The sequence below is a fragment of the Actinoplanes sp. NPDC051470 genome (assembly GCF_040682035.1).
In the GTDB taxonomy this organism is placed as follows: domain Bacteria; phylum Actinomycetota; class Actinomycetes; order Mycobacteriales; family Micromonosporaceae; genus Actinoplanes.
In genome coordinates, this window is the sequence record NZ_JBFBAA010000003.1 from 92570 (window position 1) to 111155 (window position 18586).

Below are 18586 nucleotides of genomic sequence, written 5' to 3' on the forward strand. Positions count from 1 at the left end.
CACCCCACAGGCGACGCACCGGGCGTCGCCCATGGTGTCATCGAACGGCGGTGAGCGGCAATGATCCAGGGTGGACGGGAGCGGGCAGCTCGCCGAACGCGCCGAGGTAGTTGTGGATCGCGGCGGCGGCGGCCCGGCCCTCGGCGATCGCCCAGACGATCAGCGAGGCGCCCCGGTGCATGTCGCCGGCCACGAACACGCCGTCCACATCGGTCTGCCAGTCCGGGCGGGCGTCGACGATGCCGCGGGCGGTGCGGGTCACGCCGAACTGGGCCAGGAGCGGCTGCTCCTCCGTACCCTCGAACCCGATCGCGAGAAGGACCAGATCGGCGCGCAACTCGCGCTCCGAACCCGGCACGACGGTGACCGTGCGGCGGCCGTCGACGCGCTCGACGACCACGTCGGCCACCCGGATCGCCCGGACGTTGCCCTCGCCGTCGTCGACGAACTCCTGCACGGCGACGCCGAACACCCGGTCGCCGCCCTCCTCGTGCGCGGGGTAGTTGCGCAGGATGGTCGGCCAGGTCGGCCACGGGTGCAGCTCGCCGGCCCGGACCTGCGGTGGCAACGGGTACTGGTCGAGCTGGGTCACCGACGCCGCGCCCTGCCGGTGGGCGACGCCCAGGCAGTCGGCGCCGGTGTCGCCGCCGCCGATGATCACGACGTGCTTGCCCCGCGCGTCGATCGGCGTGCTCTCCTGCAGGCCGGCGGCGACCCGGTTGGCCGGCACGAGATGATTCATGGCCAGATGTACGCCGTTGAGCGCGCGTCCCGGCGTGTCCGACGCGTCCCGGCCGGCCAGGGCGCCGCAGGCGAGCAGCACGGCGTCGTACCGGTCCTTGAGGTCGTCGGCCGTCACGTCGGCGCCGACGTCGATCGAGGTGCGGAACTCGACGCCCTCGGCCTCCATCTGGGCCATCCGGCGGTCGATGTGCACCTTCTCGATCTTGAAGTCGGGGATGCCGTAGCGGAGCAGGCCGCCGATCCGGTCGTCCCGCTCGTAGACCGTGACCGCGTGCCCGGCCCGGGCCAGCTGCTGGGCCGCGGCCAGGCCGGCCGGGCCGGAGCCGACCACGGCGACCCGCTTGCCGGACGCGGCCGGGGCGGGCTGCGGGCGGACGTACCCGAGGTCGAAGGCGTGGTTGGCGATCTCCACCTCGACCTGCTTGATGGTCACCGGGTCGTCGCCGATGCCCAGGACGCACGCCTCCTCGCAGGGCGCGGGGCAGAGCCGGCCGGTGAACTCCGGGAAGTTGTTGGTGGCGTGCAGCGACTCGGCCGCCGCCTGCCACGCCCCGGTGCGGACCAGGTCGTTCCAGTCCGGGATCCGGTTGCCGAGCGGGCAGCCGTCGTGGCAGAACGGTACGCCGCAGTCCATGCACCGGGTGGCCTGGTCGCGGATCAGCTCCTCGCCGGCCGGCGGGTAGACCTCGCGCCAGTCCTGGATGCGGACCGGCACCGGCCGGCGCTTCGGGAGCTGGCGCTCGTACCGCAAAAATCCCATCGGATCAGGCACTTCTAACCCCCATGACCGCCTCGTCGACGTTGCGACCGGCGGCCTCGGCGGTCTTGATCAGCTCCATCACGCGCTTGTAGTCGCGCGGCACCACCGCGGTGAACTCGCGCACCGCGGCCGGCCAGTCGGCCAGCAGCCGCGCGGCCACCTCGGACTGGGTCTCCTCGTGGTGCTTGCGCACCAGCGTGTGCACGGTCTCCTGCTCCTCCTCGGTGAGAGGGGTCAGGTCGACCAGCTCGGGGTTGACCCGGTCGGGGTCGAGACCGAGCACGAACGCGGTGCCGCCGCTCATCCCGGCCGCGAAGTTGCGCCCGGTCGAGCCGAGCACCACCACGGTGCCGCCGGTCATGTATTCGCAGCCGTGGTCGCCGACGCCCTCGACGACCGCGCTGGCGCCGGAGTTGCGCACCGCGAACCGCTCGCCGGCCCGGCCGCGCAGGAACAGCTCGCCCGCGGTCGCGCCGTACAGGATCGTGTTGCCGGCGATGATGTGCTTCTCGGCCTCGCGCAGGAACGGCGCCTGCTCGTCCGGCCGCACCACGACCCGGCCGCCGGACAGGCCCTTGGCGACGTAGTCGTTGGTGTCGCCGATCAGCCGCAGCGTCACGCCGCGCGGCAGGAACGCGCCGAACGACTGGCCACCGGTGCCGCGCAGGGTGAGGTGGATGGTGTCGTCGGGCAGGCCGGTGCCGCCGTACCGCTTGGTGACCTCGCCGCCGAGCATCGCGCCGACACTGCGGTGGTCGTTGCGGACGTCGAGCTCGGCGCGGACCTCGGTGCCCTCGGTCAGGGCCGGCCGGGCCAGCTCGATGAGCTTGTTGTCCAGCGCCTTCTCGAGGCCGTGGTCCTGCGGGACGATGCCGCGCCGGGCCGCGCCGGGCGGCAGGTCGGGCACGTGCAGGATCGGCGACAGGTCGAGGCCGCCGGCCTTCCAGTGGTTGACCGCGGGCACCACGTCGAGCATCCCGGCCTGTCCGATCGCCTCGTCGATCGAGCGGAAGCCCAGCTCGGCCAGGTATTCGCGGACCTCCTCGGCGATGAACATGAAGAAGTTCTCGACGAACTCGGGCTTGCCGGTGAACCGCTCGCGCAGCACCGGGTTCTGGGTGGCGATCCCGACCGGGCAGGTGTCCAGATGGCAGACGCGCATCATGATGCAGCCGCTGACGATCAGCGGCGCGGTCGCGAAGCCGAACTCCTCGGCCCCGAGCAACGCGGCCACCACCACGTCACGGCCGGTCTTGAGCTGCCCGTCGACCTGCACGGTGACCCGGTCGCGGAGCTTGTTGAGCAGCAGCGTCTGCTGGGCCTCGGCCAGGCCCAGCTCCCACGGCGTGCCGGCGTGCTTGAGCGAGTTGAGCGGGGACGCGCCGGTGCCGCCGTCGTGCCCGGAGATCAGGATGACGTCGGCCTTGAGCTTGGCCACGCCGGCGGCGACGGTGCCGACGCCGATCTCGGAGACCAGCTTCACGTGCACCCGCGCCGCCGGGTTGACCATCTTCAGGTCGTGCACCAGCTGGGCCAGGTCTTCGATCGAGTAGATGTCGTGGTGGGGCGGCGGCGAGATCAGGCCGACGCCCGGGGTGGCGTGCCGGGTCTTGGCGATCCACGGCCACACCTTGTTGCCCGGCAGTTGGCCGCCCTCGCCCGGCTTCGCGCCCTGCGCCATCTTGATCTGCAGGTCGTCGGCGTTGACCAGGTATTCACTGGTCACGCCGAAGCGGCCGGACGCGATCTGCTTGACGCTGGAGCGCCGCTCCGGGTCGTACAGCCGCTCGACGTCCTCGCCGCCCTCGCCGGTGTTGGACTTGCCGCCCAGCCGGTTCATCGCGATGGCCAGGGTCTCGTGCGACTCGGCCGAGATCGAGCCGTAGCTCATCGCGCCGGTGGCGAACCGCTTGACGATCTCGCTGGCCGGCTCGACCTCGTCGATGCTGATCTTCTGGGCCGGCCGGAACCGGAACAGCCCGCGGAGCGACCCGGCCTCGGCGGCCAGCCCGTCCACCTTCTCGGTGTACCGGCGGAAGACGTCGTACTGCTTGGACCGGGTCGCGTGCTGGAGCAGGAACACCGTCTCGGGGTTGAAGAGGTGCACCTCGCCCTCGCGGCGCCACTGGTATTCGCCGCCGACCTCGAGGCGGCGGTGGGTGCGCTCGGCCGGGTTCTTCGGGTACGCCTTGTCGTGCCGCGCCTTGACCTCGGCGTGGATCTCGGCCAGCCCCGAGCCGCCGATCCGTCCCGACGTGCCGGCGAAATAGCGCTGGAGCAGCTTGTTGTCCAGGCCGACGGCCTCGAAGACCTGGGCGCCGCAGTACGACGACACGGTCGAGATGCCCATCTTGGACATGATCTTGAGGACGCCCTTGCCGAGCGCCTTCACGTAGTTGCGGACCGCCTTGCGCGAGTCCATCCCGGCCAGCGGCCCGGTGGCGATCAGGTCGTCCACCGTCTCGAAGGCCAGGTAGGGGTTCACCGCCGCGGCGCCGTAGCCGATCAGCACCGCCGCGTGGTGCACCTCGCGGCAGTCGCCCGACTCGACGACCAGCGCCACCTGGGTGCGGGTCTGCTCGCGGACCAGGTGTTGATGCACGGCCGCGGTCAGCAGCAGCGACGGGATCGGCGCCAGGCCGGCGTTGGCGTCGCGGTCGGAGAGCACGAGGATGCGTACGCCGTCCTCGATCGCCTCCGACACATGGCGGCAGATCTGGGTCAGCCGCGCCTTGATGCCGGCCCCGCCCTCACGCAGCGGGTACAGCCCGGACACCCGGACCGCCTTGAACCCGGGCAGGTCGCCGTCTTCATCGATGGACAGCAGCTTGGCCAGCTCGTCGTTGTCGATGATCGGGTACGGCATGGCGATCTGCCGGCAGCTCGCCGGCCCGGGGGCCAGCAGGTTGCCCTCGGGCCCGATGGTCATGCCCAGGCTGGTCACCATCTCTTCGCGGATCGCGTCGAGCGGCGGGTTGGTGACCTGGGCGAACATCTGGTGGAAGTAGTCGAACAGCAGCCGCGGGCGCTGGGACAGCGGCGAGATCGGGGTGTCCGTACCCATCGAACCGAGCGGCTCGGCGCCGAGCCGGGCCATCGGCGCCACCAGGATCTTCAGCTCCTCCTCGGTGTAGCCGAACACCTGCTGGCGGCGGGTGACCGAGTCGTGGGTGTAGATCACGTGCTCACGTGGCGGCAGATCCTCGAGCCGGATCAGGCCGGCGTGCAGCCACTCGTCGTACGGCTGGGCCGCGGCCAGGCCGGCCTTGATCTCGTCGTCGTGCACGATGCGCCCGGCCCCGGTGTCGACCAGGAACATCTTGCCGGGCTGCAACCGGCCCTTGGCCACCACCGTGGCCGGGTCGAGGTCGAGCACGCCGGCCTCGGAGCCGAGCACCACCAGGCCGTCCCGGGTGTGCCACCAGCGGCCGGGCCGCAGCCCGTTGCGGTCGAGCACGGCCCCGATGATCGTGCCGTCGGTGAACGCCACGCTGGCCGGGCCGTCCCACGGCTCCATCAGGCTGGAGTGGAAGCGGTAGAACGCCTTGCGGTCCGGCGCCATCGCCGGGTCGTTCTCCCACGCCTCGGGGATCATCATCAGCACGGCGTGCGGCAGGCTGCGCCCGGCCAGGTGGAGCAGCTCGAGCACCTCGTCGAAGCCGGCCGAGTCGGACGCCTCGGGGGTGACGATCGGGAACAGCCGCTTGATGTTGCCCGGCAGCACGGTCGACCGCAGCAGGGCCTCGCGCGCCTGCATCCAGTTGCGGTTGCCGCGGATCGTGTTGATCTCACCGTTGTGCGCGATGAAGCGGTACGGATGAGCCAGCGGCCAGGACGGGAACGTGTTCGTCGAGAACCGGGAGTGGACCAGGGCGATCGCGCTCTCGGACCGCGGGTCGGTCAGGTCGGCGAAGAACTCCGGAAGCTGGTCGGGCGTCAGCATGCCCTTGTACGTGATGGTCCGCGACGACAGCGACGGGAAGTAGGCGGCGATGCCACGCTGGGTGGTCTCCCGCTCGGCCTGCTTGCGGATGCAGTACGCCACGCGGTCGAGGTCGAGCCCGCTCAGCGGGTCGCCGGACCGGCCGTCGGGCGAGTCGGTGAGCCGGTGGGCGGCCAGGAAGACCTGCATGATGTACGGCCGGGCCTCCTCGGCCGTGGCCCCGAGACCGTCCGGACGCACCGGCAGGTCACGCCAGGCCAGCACCTCGCCCCCCTCGACCAGGGCGTACTTCTCGAAGATCTTGATCGCCCGGGCCCGCGCGCCGGAGTCGGACGGCAGGAAGGCCAGACCCGTCGCGTACGACCCGGCCGGCGGCAGCTCGGCGTCGACGATCTCGCGATAGAGCCCGTCGGGCACCTGGATCATGATGCCGGCGCCGTCGCCGGTGTTGTACTCGGCGCCGCGGGCGCCGCGGTGGTCGAGGCGGATCAACGCCGACAAGCCCTGGGCAACCACCTCGTGGGAACGGCGTCCATGCAGGTCGGCCACGAAGGCCACGCCGCACGCATCACGCTCCTGCTGTGGGTCGTAAAGCCCCTGGGGGTGCGGAAGAGCCACCGGGCCTCCAGTCGTCTCACTCATTTCAATTCAAGGTCGGGACGACGTCGGCCCTGCAAAGTCTCTCGATACTACGTTAGGGACCGAGGATCTCCGCCAGGTGTGGATGAATCACACAACACCGCAGGCTGCGGGTAGTCTCGTGACACCTGGTGGTTGGATAGTCTCGCGCGGTGGCGCTACCTGACTCTGACGTCTTCGTCCGGCTCGAACGCTTCTACGACGCCGTGCCCCGTGACGCCGCGGTCGCGGAGGACATCGGGGGTTTCGTGCTGTTCGTGCGTCGGGGCAGCACCGGCTGGCCCTATTACGCCCGGCCCCGGTTGGGGGCAGAAACGCCGTCCGCCGCCGATATTACTGCCGTCCGCCGCCGGCAACGAGAGCTGGGCGCGCCGGAGAGCTTCGAATGGGTCCACGAAACCACGCCTGACCTGCTCGCCGTGGCCCGCTCGGCCGGTCTTGCGGTGTTGCTCGCCCCGCTCATGGTGCTGGAGCGGGCGGCCCTGGTCCCCGACCTGCCGCTGCCCGGGGCGAAGATCCGCTTCCTCGACCCGGCCGGGCCCGGCTTCGGCGCCGACCTGAGCGCCAGCCGGGCGGTGGCCAACCTCGGCTTCGGCACGGCGCACGGCACGGCGCCGACCACGACGGCCGCCCCGGCCGGGCCCCGCGAGCGCGACGCGCTGCCGCCGCTCGGCGAGGACGCGGTCGAGGAACAGCGCGGGCGCCACGCCGGCGGGCGTTTCACCGGCGCGGTGGTCGAGTCGCCGGCCGACGGCATCCTGGCCAGCGGGATGTGTCAGCGGGTCGGCGACGTGGCCGAGATCGCCGGCGTGGCCACCCTGCCGGCCGCCCGCCGCCGTGGCTTCGCCTCCCAGCTCACCGCCAGCCTGGCCCGGCACGCCCTGGAGAACGGCGTCGACCTGGTCTTCCTCTCGGCCGGCGACGACGACGTGGCCCGCCTCTACTCCAAGGTCGGCTTCCGCCGCGTCGGCACGGCCTGCATCGCCGAGCCCGCCCCGGCGCCCCTCTGACAGTGGTCGGCCAGGACGGTGTTCGGGCCGCGGATACCGTCCTGAGCTACCACTGACCTGAGTGACGACACGGGGTTCTACTCGGGCGGGACCCAGTCGGCCGCCGGGCCGTGGGAGTGGCCGAGCAGGCGCGGGCGCAGCGAGTTGAGGGCGGCGTCCCGGGCGCGCAGCGCGAGGCGGCCGCGCGCCTGCACCACCGCGGACATCCGGCGGGTCTGCCGCACCACGCTGTTCGTGCGGGGGCGGCGGGCCCGGCTGTACGCCTCGACCGCCGCGGTCAGCTCCGGTCCCGGCGCCGCGCCGGCCACCAGCGAGCGCAACGTGGCGGCGTCCTCGAAGGCCAGGCACGCGCCCTGACCCAGGTGGTGCGGCATCGCGTGGGCGGCGTCGCCCAGCAGCACCACACCGCCGGGGCCGGACGGGAACCCGTACGCTCGGGGCAGCGGACGCAGCTCGCGCACCTCCTGAGGCACCAGATCCTCCGGGCGGGTCGCCGCCAGCAGCTCACCGACCGGCGCGTGCCACCCGGCGAACCACCGCCGCAGCAGGGCCAGCTGGGTGGCCGGCGATTCCGGGCGGGCCGCGCCGGCCGCGGTCGCCACCCAGTAGACGCCGCCCCGGCCGGCCGCGCGCTCGCCCAGCGGGATCGCCACGAAGCGGTAGCCGGCGCCGAGCGTCTCACCGCCGTCGCCGGTCAGGTCGGGCGCCCGGAACGCCGGGATCACGGCCTGCCAGGCGGCGAAGCCGGAACCGACCGCGGCCGCCTCGGGAGCCAGCGCCCGGCGGACCGCGCTGTCGATGCCGTCCGCGGCCACGATCAGGTCGGCCTCGTACTCGGTGCGGCCGTCGCCCACGGCGGGCCGGCGGCCGGGGCCGCAGCGGACCACCGAGATTGCCACGCCGGTGCGGATCTCCACGTCGCCGCCGAGGCCGGCCACCAGCGCGTCGTACAGGTCTTCGAGATGGGCCACGGCGGGGCCGTAGCCGGAGGCGGCCCGGGGCCGGGGCGACACCAGCCACTGGCCGTCGGGGCGCCGGACACCGCCGTCGGGCAGCGGCGCGGCGATGGCCGACCAGCCGCCGTCGGGGTCGAGCGCGCTCAGCGCGCGCAGGCCGTTGGGCCACAGCACGAGCGCGGTCGGCGAGGCGGCCACCCGCTCGCCGCGTTCCAGGAGGGTGACCCGCCAGCCGGCCCGGGCCAGGGCGGCCGACGCGGCCAGGCCGGCCATGCCCGCACCCACCACGACGGCAGTGCGCACGGTCGCCTCCTGTGCTCGTACGCCCGAGCCTTCCGGGCCGGCCGGGTCAGCTCTCGTCGGACTTTCCCGCGGACGACGCCGCGGGGGTCTCGCCGTCCGCGCCGGCCGGTTCCGCCACGGTGGTGACCGTGGGCGGCAGGATTCCGGTTCGTTGATACTCGTCGAATCGGTCCTCGCTGACAACCTGGTACGCCTTAGGCGCGCGCGGCTGGGCGTCGGCGGCGTCGGACACGTCCACCTGCGACACCCCGCTCTCGGCGGCCGGCTCGGGCGCGGTCTCCGGCGCGTCGACCGGCACCAGGTATTCGCGCGGGCCCTTGGCCAGGAGGAAGAAGGCCAGCCCGCCGAGGAAGACGATGATCGAGGTGAAGACGTTCAGGCGTACGCCGAAGAAGTGCGTCGCCTCGTCCGTACGCATCATCTCGATCCAGAGCCGGCCCACCGTGTACCCCATCACGTACACCGCGAAAGCGCGCCCACGGCCGAACTGGAACTTCCGGTCGAGCAGGAACACCAGCGCCGCCACGCCCAGGCACCACAGCGCCTCGTAGAGAAACGTCGGGTGGTAGAGCTCGGGCAGGGTGACCGCCTTGCCGTCGATCACCGTGGCGTGGCCGGGGTTGGCGCGGTCCATGTCGTGCACGCGCAGGCCCCACGGCAGCGTGGTGACGCCGCCGTACAGCTCGTTGTTGAACCAGTTGCCGACCCGGCCGATGGCCTGCGCGATCGGCAGACCGGGCGCCGCCGCGTCGAGGAAGACCCTCAGCGGGATGCCCAGCTGCCGGGCGGCCAGCCAGGCGCCGACCGCGCCACCGGCGATCGCGCCCCAGACACCGAGGCCGCCCTCCCAGATGTAGAGGGCACGGACCGGGTCGCCACCGGCGCCGAAGTAGTCACCGGGCGAGGTGATGACGTGGTAGAGGCGGGCGCCGATGATGCCGGCCGGCACCGCCCAGACCGCCATGTCGAGTGAGGCCCACGGCGCGACACCACGCTTGCGGAGCCGGGACTCCATCACCAGCACGGCGGCGACGATGCCGAGCACGATGCAGAGCGCGTACGCCCGGATCGGCAGCCCGAGCAGGTGCCAGACGGACGTTTCAGGGCTGGGGATGGCGGCGAAGTTCTCCACGGCGGACACGGTACCGTCGCATGGTCACGGAACGAGCGTCAGGGGCGGTTCCGGACACCCTCCGCGAGTTCCGCGCTCAGCGCACGCAACTTGCGTTCCCCCTCGGCCGCGTCGGGCGCGTCGAGAACGCAACGGATCAGCGCGCTCCCCACGATCACGCCGTCGGCGAACGCGGCCACCTCGGCGGCCTGCACACCGTTGCCGACACCCAGCCCGACACCGACCGCCATGTCCGGGTCGACGTGCCGGACCCGGGCCACCAGATCGGGCGCCTGCCGCGACACCGCGGTGCGGGCGCCGGTGACACCCATCAGCGCGGTGGCGTAGACGAAACCGCGGCACTGCCCGACGGTCATCGCGATCCGCTCGTCGGTCGACGACGGCGAGACCAGGAAGGTCCGGTCGATCCGGTGGGCGTCCGAGGCGGCGATCCACTCGGCCGCCTCGTCCGGGATCAGGTCCGGCGTGATCATGCCGGTGGCGCCGGCCGCGGCCAGGTCGCGGGCGAAGGCGTCGACGCCGTACTTCTCGATCGGGTTCCAGTAGGTCATCAGCACCACCGGCACCCCGCGGGACGCGACCGCCTCGATGATCCGCAGCGTGTCGCGGGTGCGTACGCCGGCGGCCAGCGCGATGTCGCTGGCCTTCTGGATCACCGGGCCGTCCATCACCGGGTCGGAGTACGGCAGCTCGACCTCGATCACGTCGCAGCCCGCGTCGGCCATGGCCAGCATCGACGTGATGCTGTGGTCGACCGTGGGAAAACCGGCCGGCATGCAGCCGATGAGCACCGAGCGGTTCTCCGCCTTCGCCTTGCCGAAGACGTCGGCGATGCTCACTCCTGCTCCCCCATCACGATTTCTTCGCGCTCGTTCAGGATCCCGAAGTACGCGCCGGCCGTGTGCACGTCCTTGTCGCCACGGCCGGACAGGTTCACCACGATCACCGGCTCGCGGCCCAGCTCGGCCCGCAGTCGCGGGGCGATGCGGGCGGCGCCGGCCAGCGCGTGTGCGCTCTCGATCGCCGGGATGATCCCCTCGGTCCGGCAGAGCAGCTGGAACGCGGCCATCGCCTCGGCGTCGGTGACCGGCTCGTAGGTGGCCCGGCCGGTGTCGTGCAGCCAGGCGTGTTCCGGGCCGACACCCGGGTAGTCGAGGCCGGCCGAGATCGAGTGCGAGTCGACCGTCTGGCCGTCGTCGTCCTGGAGCACGTAGGTGCGGGCGCCGTGCAGCACCCCCGACGAGCCACCGGTGATCGACGCGGCGTGCCGGCCGGTCTCCAGGCCGTCGCCGCCCGCCTCGAAGCCGTACAGCCGGACGTTCTCGTCGGGCACGAAGGCGTGGAAGATGCCGATCGCGTTGGAGCCGCCGCCGACACAGGCCGCGACCGCGTCCGGCAGCGCGCCGGTCTGTGCCAGCACCTGCGCCCGGGCCTCGGTGCCGATGCCGCTCACGAAGTCGCGCACGATCTCCGGGAACGGGTGCGGCCCGGCCGCGGTGCCCAGCAGGTAGTGGGTGGTGTCGACGCTCGCGACCCAGTCGCGGAGGGCGTCGTTGAGCGCGTCCTTCAGGGTGCGCGACCCGGTGGTGACGGGTACGACCGTCGCGCCCAGCATCCGCATCCGCGCCACGTTCAGCGCCTGCCGCTCGGTGTCCACCTCGCCCATGTAGACCACGCACTCGAGGTCGAGCAGGGCGGCCGCGGTCGCGCTGGCCACGCCGTGCTGGCCGGCCCCGGTCTCGGCGATCACCCGGGGCTTGCCCATCCGCTGGGCCAGCAGTGCCTGGCCGAGCACGTTGCGGACCTTGTGCGCGCCGGTGTGGTTCAGGTCTTCGCGCTTCAGCAGGATCGTCGCCCCGAGCTTGGCCGAGAGCCGCTCGGCCGGGTACAGCAGCGACGGCGTGCCCGCGTAGCCGGTCAGCAGATCGGCGAACCTCTGGTTGAACGCCGGGTCCTGCCGGGCCTCCCGATAAGCCGCCTCGAGCTCGTCAAGAGCACGGACCAGGGCCTCGGGTACGAAGCGGCCGCCGAACTTGCCGAAATGTCCCTTTACCCGGGTCGGCGCGCTCATCGCACGGGCCGCGGCGTCGCCGGGTGGTTGCCGGCGTTGACCAGCTCGGCCACGGCGTCACGCGGGCTCTTCTTGGTGACCAGACCCTCACCCACGAGTACGGCGTCAGCACCCGCCGAGGCATAGCGGATCAGGTCGTGCGGTCCGCGTACCCCCGACTCGGCGATCTTGACCACCTTGCCCGGCAGACCCGGGGCGATCCGCTCGAACACCGACCGGTCCACCTCGAGCGTGCGCAGGTCGCGGGCATTGACCCCGATCACCTGCGCGCCGGCCTCCAGGGCACGGTCGGCCTCGTCCTCGTTGTGCACCTCGACGAGCGCGGTCATGCCCAGCGACTCGATCCGCTCCAGCAGACCGGTCAGCACGTTCTGCTCGAGCGCGGCCACGATCAGCAGCACCAGGTCGGCGCCGTGCGCCCGGGCCTCGTGGATCTGGTAGCTGGAGACCACGAAGTCCTTGCGGAGCACCGGCACATCGACCGCGGCTCGCACCGCGGCCAGGTCGTCCAGCGACCCGCCGAACCAGCGGCCCTCGGTCAGCACGCTGATGCAGCGCGCGCCGCCGGCCGCGTACTCACCGGCCAGCTCGGCCGGATCGGGGATGTCGGCGAGCGCGCCCTTCGACGGCGACGCCCGCTTCACCTCGGCGATCACGGCGACGCCGGGCTTACGCAGGGCCGCGTAGGCGTCGATGGCCGGGGGCGCCTTGGCGGCGAGCTCCCGGATCTGCTCCAGCGGGATCTGCTCCTGCCGGACGGCCACGTCCTCGCGGACCCCCGCCAGGATCTCCTCGAGCACGTTCGCCGGTCCCGTCTCACGCTCGGCGGGTCCGCCCCCCGCCCCGGCCTGATCGGATGTCACGTAATGACTCCCCTCTCCGGGTGTCCTCGGCCCGATGCTAGGCGTCCGGGGACGACGGCAAGCCCCCGGGGTATGGCGTGGCTTACATCCTGGCCTGCGGCATAATGCGCCGCCGGGCGCATGTCACGTCTGTCACAAACGTCCCGTTGGCACCCCGCGCCGAGCTGGACACCTTCGGATGATCGGCTGACCCCCCATCGAGTTGACGGTGGCTTCACGGATCGGAAATACGACTCGGCCATCATTTCTGTCGGGCACACTTGCCCGTGGCGAACCGGCCGGATCCTCCCTGGTCAGATGCCACGCCCGGCCCGCGTAGATCGAGTTTCGGAGTTGACCATGGCCACCGCAGCCGGCACCCAGCCGTTGGGCGCACCGCCTTCGGGCATCGCCTCCCTCTCCCGAGCCGTCGTCGCCGCGGCCGCCGACCTCGTCCTTAGCGTCGAGCGCGCGATGGTCGGCGACGCGAAACTGCGCACCGCCCAGAGCAACGCCTGGGACGCCCTGTGCGAGGACCGGGCCCGCGCCCGGGCCCGCGCCGAGATGGACGCCATGGTCCGCGCCATCCTCGCCGCCACCGCCACCTCGGCGGCGGCCGAGTCCGAGGGCCCGGCCCAGCCGGCCCGGCGGCGCCGCGCTTCCCGCCGCCTCACGACCGGCGCCCGCCGCTAGACCCGGTCCCGCGCCGCCCTCGCGACCCTGGCGGGCCCTTTCGCCACCCGCGGCCCTCACGATTCGGCCGGCTACGCGTGCCGGTGGACGACGTCAGGCGGTCGGGTCGTCGCCGCGGTCCAAGGCGTCCCAGGCGGCCCGGGTGTCCGTGGCGGTGACGTCCGGCTTCAGACCGGCGGCGGCAGACGGCTCGGACGGACCGCCCGGCTGGGCGAGCGGGGACGGCGCCGTGCCGCGCTCGTACCTGGAACCCATGGCCGGCCATCGATGACCGCGCCGCGCCGCGCCCAGGCCGCCCAGCACGATCAGCGCGGATCCGATCACGCAGACCGCGGGCCAGACGATCGAGCCCGCGCGCGCCGCGCCCGCGTCGAGGCCCGAGCGGGCGGCGATCGCGGCGACCGCCAGGCCGGCCCCGACCGGCATCAGCAGGACGCCCAGCCCACGCCGCAGCCCGCCGCGGGTCGCCAGCAGCGCGCCGGCGCCGCCCAGCGCGACCACGGCGAGCGCGATGATCCAGCCCTGAGCCGCCGCGCCGGTCGTCTGCTCGCGCAGCTCGGGCAGGCCGGGCCGCTCGGTCACGGCCACCGCCCACACCCGGGTCGCCGCGAAGATCGCCAGCCCGGCGCCGGCCACGCAGCCCAGCACCGCGGCCGCCAGCCCCCGCCCGCCGCTCCCCGCCTCTTTGTCCCGCGCCTCTTTGTCCCGCGCCTCGTCGTCCCGCGCCTCGTCGTCCCGCGCCTCGTCGTCCCGCGCCTCGTCGTCCCGCGCCTCGTCGTCCCGCGCCTCGTCGTCGGGCGTCGCCGGCGGCTCGCTCGCGGTCGGCTCGGCGGAGGCGGCGGGCTCGGTCATCGGGCGGCGCGGAGGGTCTCGGCGGCGGCGATCGCGGCCAGGACGGCGGCCGCCTTGTTGCGGGTCTCCTGCTCCTCGGACTCGGGGTCGGAGTCGGCGACGATGCCGGCGCCCGCGCCCACGTAGGCGACGCCCGCGCGCATCAGGGCGGTGCGGATCGCGATGGCCATGTCCATGTCGCCGCCGAAGCCGAAGTAGCCGACCGTGCCGCCGTACAGGCCGCGGCGGACCGGCTCGAGCTCCTCGATGATCTCCATCGCCCGGACCTTGGGCGCGCCGGACAGCGTGCCCGCCGGGAACGTCGCGGCCAGCGCGTCGAACGCCGTCCGGTCGGCCCGCAGCTCGCCGACCACCGTCGACACGATGTGCATGACGTGGCTGTAGCGCTCGATCCGCGCGAAGTCGGGCACCTCGACCGTGCCCGCCCGGCAGACCCGGCCCAGGTCGTTGCGGCCCAGGTCGACCAGCATCACGTGCTCGGCGCGTTCCTTCGGGTCGGCCAGCAGCTCGGCGGCCAGCGCGTTGTCCTGCTCGGGGGTCGCGCCCCGCCAGCGGGTGCCGGCGATCGGGTGGAGCAGCGCGCGCCGCACCCCGCCGGACTCGGCGCTGACCTTGAGGTGGGCCTCGGGCGACGAGCCGACGATGTCGAAGTCGTCGAAGCGCAGGAGATACATGTACGGGCTCGGGTTGGTCGCCCGGAGCACGCGGTAGACGTCGAGCGGGTCGGCGTCGGTGACCCGCTCGAAGCGCTGGCCGACCACGATCTGGAAGCACTCGCCGGCCCGGATCGCCTCCTTGGCCTGCTCGACCGCCTTCTGGTAGCCGCCGGGCGCGGTACGGCTACGGACCTCGCCGGGCGCCCGTCGCTCCACCGTGGAGATCATCGGCGGGGTGGGCCGGGACAGCGCCGTGGTCATCGCGTCGAGCCGGCCGACCGCCTGGTGGTAGGCGGCGCGGCGGGCCCGGTCGTCGGCGTCGGCCGGGAGCACCGCGTTGGCCACCAGCACGGCCGAGCCGTCGAAGTGGTCGAGCACCACCAGGTCGGTGGCGAGCATCATGCCGAGCTCGGGCACCGGCACGTCGTCGATCGCGGTGGCCGGCAGCCGCTCGAAGCGGCGTACCAGGTCATAGCTCAGATAACCCACCATGCCGCCGGTCAGCGGCGGAAGCCCGGCCACCGCCGGCTCGGCCGGGCCGGCCAGCGCCGCGACCGTCTCACGCAGGGCCGTCACCGGATCACCCGTCCGGGGTACGCCATCCGGCGGCACGCCCAGCCAATGCGCCTGTCCGTCCTTCGCCGTCAGCGTGGCGGCGCTGCGCACCCCGACGAATGAATAACGCGACCACGCCGCACCCTGCTCGGCCGACTCCAGCAGGAAGGTGCCGGGGCCGCCGGCCAGCTTCGTGTAGACCCCGATGGGCGTCTCGCCGTCGGCCAGCAACCGCCGTGTGATCGGCACCACACGCCGCCGGAGCGCGACGAACTCGTCCTCGTTCGGGACCACCGCGCCGCTGGTCATGCGTCCACCCCCGGCGCGGTCACCGGCAGGTCGTCGAAGAAGCAGGTGTGCGACCCGGTGTGACAGGCCGCGCCGTCCTGCTCGACGGTGACCAGCAGGGCGTCGCCGTCACAGTCGAGCGCGACCCCCTTGACGTGCTGGAAGTGGCCGGACGTGGCGCCCTTCACCCAGTACTCCTTACGGCTCCGCGACCAGTACGTGGCCAGTCCCGTGGTCAGCGTGCGGTGGAGCGCCTCGTCATCCATCCACGCGAGCATCAGCACGTCGCCGGAGCCGTGCTCACGCACGATCGCCGCGACGAGCCCGTCGTCGTTACGCCGGAGCCGGGACGCGATGGAAGGATCAAGCCGGGTGTTCGAGTCGGGTGCTGCCACCCGCACATTGTTGCGCAGTCTTCTCTCCGGTCGGCGGGGGCTGTGGGCAACCCACGATCCGGTCACGGAGGCCGCACCAGGGGTGTGTCCGGCGGGCGAGGGCGGTACGGTCGTCCGGTGCGTCGCACCTCCGCAGGGGTGCATGCTGCCTTTCGACGGGAGTCTTTGACCGATGGAGCCGACGTCCAGCCCCGACCACGCCCGGCAGTCTCGCGGCCTGGCACGCTTCTGGCCAGGCTCACACGGCTCCGCCGCGCCCGGGCAGCGCACGTCCGATGAGGACGCGCAGGACGACACGGTGATCGAGAACCCGCCGGGCTCGATGCCCTCGCACTCGGGCTCCACCCAGGCCGCGGCCGCCGCCCAGCTGGCCGGCAACGCCGCCAAGGCCCAGCACGGCGAGCCCCAGATGGTGGCGCTCGGCACCCGGCGCGGCGACTACGAAGCCGGTCGGCAGTGGAACGGCAACCAGGGAGGTTTTCCGCCGGTGGACGCGGATCGGGCACAGCAGAACGGCGAGACCCCGCGGCACGGCGGCGCCCCGATCCCGAACGGGACCACGGGCGGCCAGGCCCCGATGCCCCAGCCGGCGCCGCGGCCGGCGTTCGGCACCCCGACGCCGCCGTTCGCCCAGCCGTCCACTCCGTTCACGCCGGCGTCGCCGTTCGCGCCCGCGGCCCCGTTCACGCCGCAGTCGCCGTCGTCCCAGGCCACGCCGCAGGCCTCCCAGCCGCCGTCGGGTGTGCCCTCGCCGGGGGCTCAGCCATCGCCGGGCCTGCAGCCGGCGTCGGGTTCTCAGTCGCCGCTGGCACCGCAGCCGCCGTCGGGCGGCCAGTCGCCGTTGGTGCCACAGCCGCTGCCGGGGGGCCAGTCGCCGTTGCTGCCGCAGCCGCTGCCGGGGGCCCAGTCGCCGCTGGCGCCGCAGCCGCTGTCAGGCCCGCAGCCTTCGTCGGGCTCTCCGTCGATGTTTTCGCCGCAAGGCCCGCAGGGGTCTTCGGGGGCTGGGCAGTCGTCCACCGGTCAGTCGCCGTCGGCGGGTCAGCAGCCTGCGGGCCAGCAGTCCTCCGCCGCCCATCAGTTGACGCCGGCGTCTCCGCTCGCGCCGGAGTCGCCCGGCTCGCCGCCGAACGCGCGGCCTGGGATCGCATTGCCGGCGACGAACTCCTCACTTTCTTCGCCCGACAACGGCCGGTCCGGCATTTCGGAAAAGTCTGACATGGACGACGAGGATGGGCCTCGGGTGATCTCCCTGGGCGGCGGGCCGGACTCGCCCCGCGGCGCTGCTCTCGGCAGCATCACTGACACGCGCGGCAACGACCCGCGCGAGGCGGACCTTCGCGGAACCGACCCACGCGCTGCCACCCTGGGCGGCGTGACCGACGGGCGCGGCGCCGGCGATTCGCGCGGGGCGGCGCTCGGCGGGTCCAACGACTCTCGCGGCGGCGCGCTCAACGCATCCGACCCGCGCGGCGCGACTCCGAACAGCGCGTCCGACCCGCGCGGCGCGACGCCGGGTGGTGCCGCCGACCCGCGCGGCGCGACGCTGGGTGGCGTGGCCGACCCCCGTGCGGCGACCAACTCGCGCGGCGTGGCGCTTGGCAGCTCGACCGACTCCCGCAGCGGGGGTGACTCGCGCAACGGAGCCGGAGCGCGTGACGCGCGGAACACTTCCGACCCGCTTGGCGTGGCGCCGGACAGGGAAGGCGACTCGCGCGGCGCGACGCTGGGTGGCGTGGCTGACCCGGGTGGGCCGGGCGATTCACGCGGCGCGACCCGGAGCATTGCCGGCGACCCCCACGCAGGCGATTCGCGCGGCACGACATTCGGCGGCGGCAGCGCAGGCGAGCCCCGCGGCGTGGGCGACTCGCGCAACGCGACATCGGGCGGCACGGCCGACGCCCGCGGCACGGCCGACCCCCGTAACACGACCGACCCGCGAAGCGTGGCCGACCCAAGTGGCAAAGCCGACCCGCTGGGCACCCCGTCGGCCGGCGCAGGCACCACGTCGGGCAACGCAGCCGAACCCCGTGGCGCATCCACTGAGGCTCAGCAGGCCGGCGCCGCCGGGCTCGGTGACACGACAACCCCGGGTGGCGGGCGCCGTCGCGCCGCGGCCGAGGATGAGGCCTGGGAGGACGAGGTCGCCCGGCAGAACGGCAGCGCCAACGGCAGCAACGGCCGGCCCACCGGGTGGGCGACCGTGCCGACGTCCGGAATTCCGTCGCTGGCCAGGCAGCCTGTCCCGGTGCCGCCGACGCCGCGGCGGTCGGCCAGTCTCGAGGATGCCGACGACCTTCCGCGGGCGGGGCGACCCGCTGACGCGCCCACCTCGGGCGGGCCGCTGCGGCCGGGTGACGTGACGATGGGGCAGATCTCGTTCTGGGACGAGGAGGCCATCGCGCATTTCCGCAAGCAGTGGCACCAGGTCAAGGGCGACTTCGTGGACGACCCGGTGACCGCGCTGACCCGGGCGCACGACCTGCTGACCGAGGCGGTCAACGAGCTGACCGAGGCCCTGCTGGCCGAGCGCGACGAGCTCGACCCGCTGGACGGCCGGACCACACCGGACACCGAGAGCATGCGGATGGCCATGCGCGGCTACCGCGAGTTCCTCGACCGGATCCTCGCCCTCTAGGGAAGAGCCGGAGAGAAAGAGCCGCATAAGAAGAGCCGCCCAGAGGAGGCGGCTCTTTTTATGTCCGCAGAATTCATCTACCGTTGAGTTCAACGCATGATGAATTCTGGAG

At 73.1% G+C, this 18586-nt stretch carries 13 protein-coding genes; 3 read left to right on the top strand and 10 right to left on the bottom strand.

Annotated features, from left to right (window positions below; all coding sequences use genetic code 11):
• Window positions 1-37: 37 nt before the first annotated feature.
• Entirely contained in the window at window positions 38-1516 is a 1479-nt protein-coding gene (locus AB0M54_RS07570) for a glutamate synthase subunit beta (RefSeq protein WP_364325308.1), read from the bottom strand.
• The gene (gltB, locus tag AB0M54_RS07575; protein ID WP_364325311.1) at window positions 1509-6089 is read right to left on the bottom strand and encodes a glutamate synthase large subunit; all 4581 of its coding nucleotides are present in this window, start codon (window positions 6087-6089) and stop codon (window positions 1509-1511) included. The genes AB0M54_RS07570 and gltB overlap by 8 nt, the downstream gene beginning before the upstream one ends.
• 149 nt (window positions 6090-6238) lie before the next feature.
• Here gltB and AB0M54_RS07580 point away from each other — a divergent pair, with 149 nt between their 5' ends.
• Window positions 6239-7096 carry a GNAT family N-acetyltransferase gene (locus AB0M54_RS07580; protein WP_364469753.1) on the top strand — a complete coding sequence of 286 codons (858 nt, stop codon included), beginning with the start codon at window positions 6239-6241 and terminating at the stop codon, window positions 7094-7096.
• Window positions 7097-7173: 77 nt separating this feature from the next.
• Here AB0M54_RS07580 and AB0M54_RS07585 read toward each other — a convergent pair whose 3' ends face one another.
• Genes AB0M54_RS07585 through trpC form a run of 5 tightly spaced genes read right to left on the bottom strand, consistent with a single transcriptional unit; the run spans window position 7174 to window position 12358 of the window.
• Window positions 7174-8355, bottom strand: a complete 1182-nt coding sequence (locus tag AB0M54_RS07585) for an NAD(P)/FAD-dependent oxidoreductase (RefSeq protein ID WP_364469755.1) — start codon at window positions 8353-8355, stop codon at window positions 7174-7176.
• 46 nt (window positions 8356-8401) lie between these two features.
• Window positions 8402-9487, bottom strand: a complete 1086-nt coding sequence (gene lgt, locus AB0M54_RS07590; protein WP_364469757.1) for a prolipoprotein diacylglyceryl transferase — start codon at window positions 9485-9487, stop codon at window positions 8402-8404.
• A gap of 38 nt (window positions 9488-9525) precedes the next feature.
• Complete coding sequence (trpA, locus tag AB0M54_RS07595) at window positions 9526-10326, bottom strand: tryptophan synthase subunit alpha (RefSeq protein ID WP_364325323.1); 801 nt, start codon at window positions 10324-10326, stop codon at window positions 9526-9528.
• Complete coding sequence (gene trpB / locus AB0M54_RS07600; RefSeq protein ID WP_364469759.1) at window positions 10323-11558, bottom strand: tryptophan synthase subunit beta; 1236 nt, start codon at window positions 11556-11558, stop codon at window positions 10323-10325. Before trpB ends, trpA begins: the two co-directional genes overlap by 4 nt.
• A complete protein-coding gene (gene trpC / locus AB0M54_RS07605) occupies window positions 11555-12358 on the bottom strand; it encodes an indole-3-glycerol phosphate synthase TrpC (protein ID WP_364325553.1) in 804 nt (267 codons plus the stop codon). The genes trpB and trpC overlap by 4 nt, the downstream gene beginning before the upstream one ends.
• A 402-nt stretch (window positions 12359-12760) precedes the next feature.
• Between trpC and AB0M54_RS07610 the strand changes: the two genes are divergently transcribed.
• Window positions 12761-13093, top strand: coding sequence for a hypothetical protein (locus AB0M54_RS07610; protein WP_364325329.1), 333 nt, complete (start codon window positions 12761-12763; stop codon window positions 13091-13093).
• Between the two features lie 93 nt (window positions 13094-13186).
• On the opposite strand, the gene AB0M54_RS07615 is transcribed toward AB0M54_RS07610, so the two are convergent.
• Genes AB0M54_RS07615 through hisI form a run of 3 tightly spaced genes read right to left on the bottom strand, consistent with a single transcriptional unit; the run spans window position 13187 to window position 15839 of the window.
• Window positions 13187-13945, bottom strand: coding sequence for a Trp biosynthesis-associated membrane protein (locus AB0M54_RS07615; RefSeq protein ID WP_364469761.1), 759 nt, complete (start codon window positions 13943-13945; stop codon window positions 13187-13189).
• Window positions 13942-15465 (bottom strand): anthranilate synthase component I, encoded by a 1524-nt coding sequence (locus AB0M54_RS07620; protein ID WP_364469763.1) that lies wholly within the window; start codon window positions 15463-15465, stop codon window positions 13942-13944. The genes AB0M54_RS07615 and AB0M54_RS07620 overlap by 4 nt, the downstream gene beginning before the upstream one ends.
• A complete protein-coding gene (gene hisI / locus AB0M54_RS07625; protein ID WP_364325338.1) occupies window positions 15462-15839 on the bottom strand; it encodes a phosphoribosyl-AMP cyclohydrolase in 378 nt (125 codons plus the stop codon). Before hisI ends, AB0M54_RS07620 begins: the two co-directional genes overlap by 4 nt.
• 172 nt (window positions 15840-16011) lie before the next feature.
• On the opposite strand from hisI, the gene AB0M54_RS07630 reads away from it, so the two are divergent.
• Window positions 16012-18474: a hypothetical protein gene (locus AB0M54_RS07630; RefSeq protein WP_364469765.1), complete on the top strand. Its 2463-nt coding sequence runs from the start codon at window positions 16012-16014 to the stop codon at window positions 18472-18474.
• Window positions 18475-18586 lie beyond the last annotated feature (112 nt).

What these genes read in the sequence shown, in the direction of transcription:
- gltB (WP_364325311.1), bottom strand. Translation starts at nt 6,089, where the DNA reads ATGAGTGAGACGACTGGAGGCCCGGTGGCTCTTCCGCACCCCCAGGGG.
- trpB (WP_364469759.1), bottom strand. Translation starts at nt 11,558, where the DNA reads ATGAGCGCGCCGACCCGGGTAAAGGGACATTTCGGCAAGTTCGGCGGC.
- AB0M54_RS07610 (WP_364325329.1), top strand. Translation starts at nt 12,761, where the DNA reads ATGGCCACCGCAGCCGGCACCCAGCCGTTGGGCGCACCGCCTTCGGGC.
- AB0M54_RS07615 (WP_364469761.1), bottom strand. Translation starts at nt 13,945, where the DNA reads ATGACCGAGCCCGCCGCCTCCGCCGAGCCGACCGCGAGCGAGCCGCCG.
- AB0M54_RS07620 (WP_364469763.1), bottom strand. Translation starts at nt 15,465, where the DNA reads ATGACCAGCGGCGCGGTGGTCCCGAACGAGGACGAGTTCGTCGCGCTC.
- AB0M54_RS07630 (WP_364469765.1), top strand. Translation starts at nt 16,012, where the DNA reads ATGGAGCCGACGTCCAGCCCCGACCACGCCCGGCAGTCTCGCGGCCTG.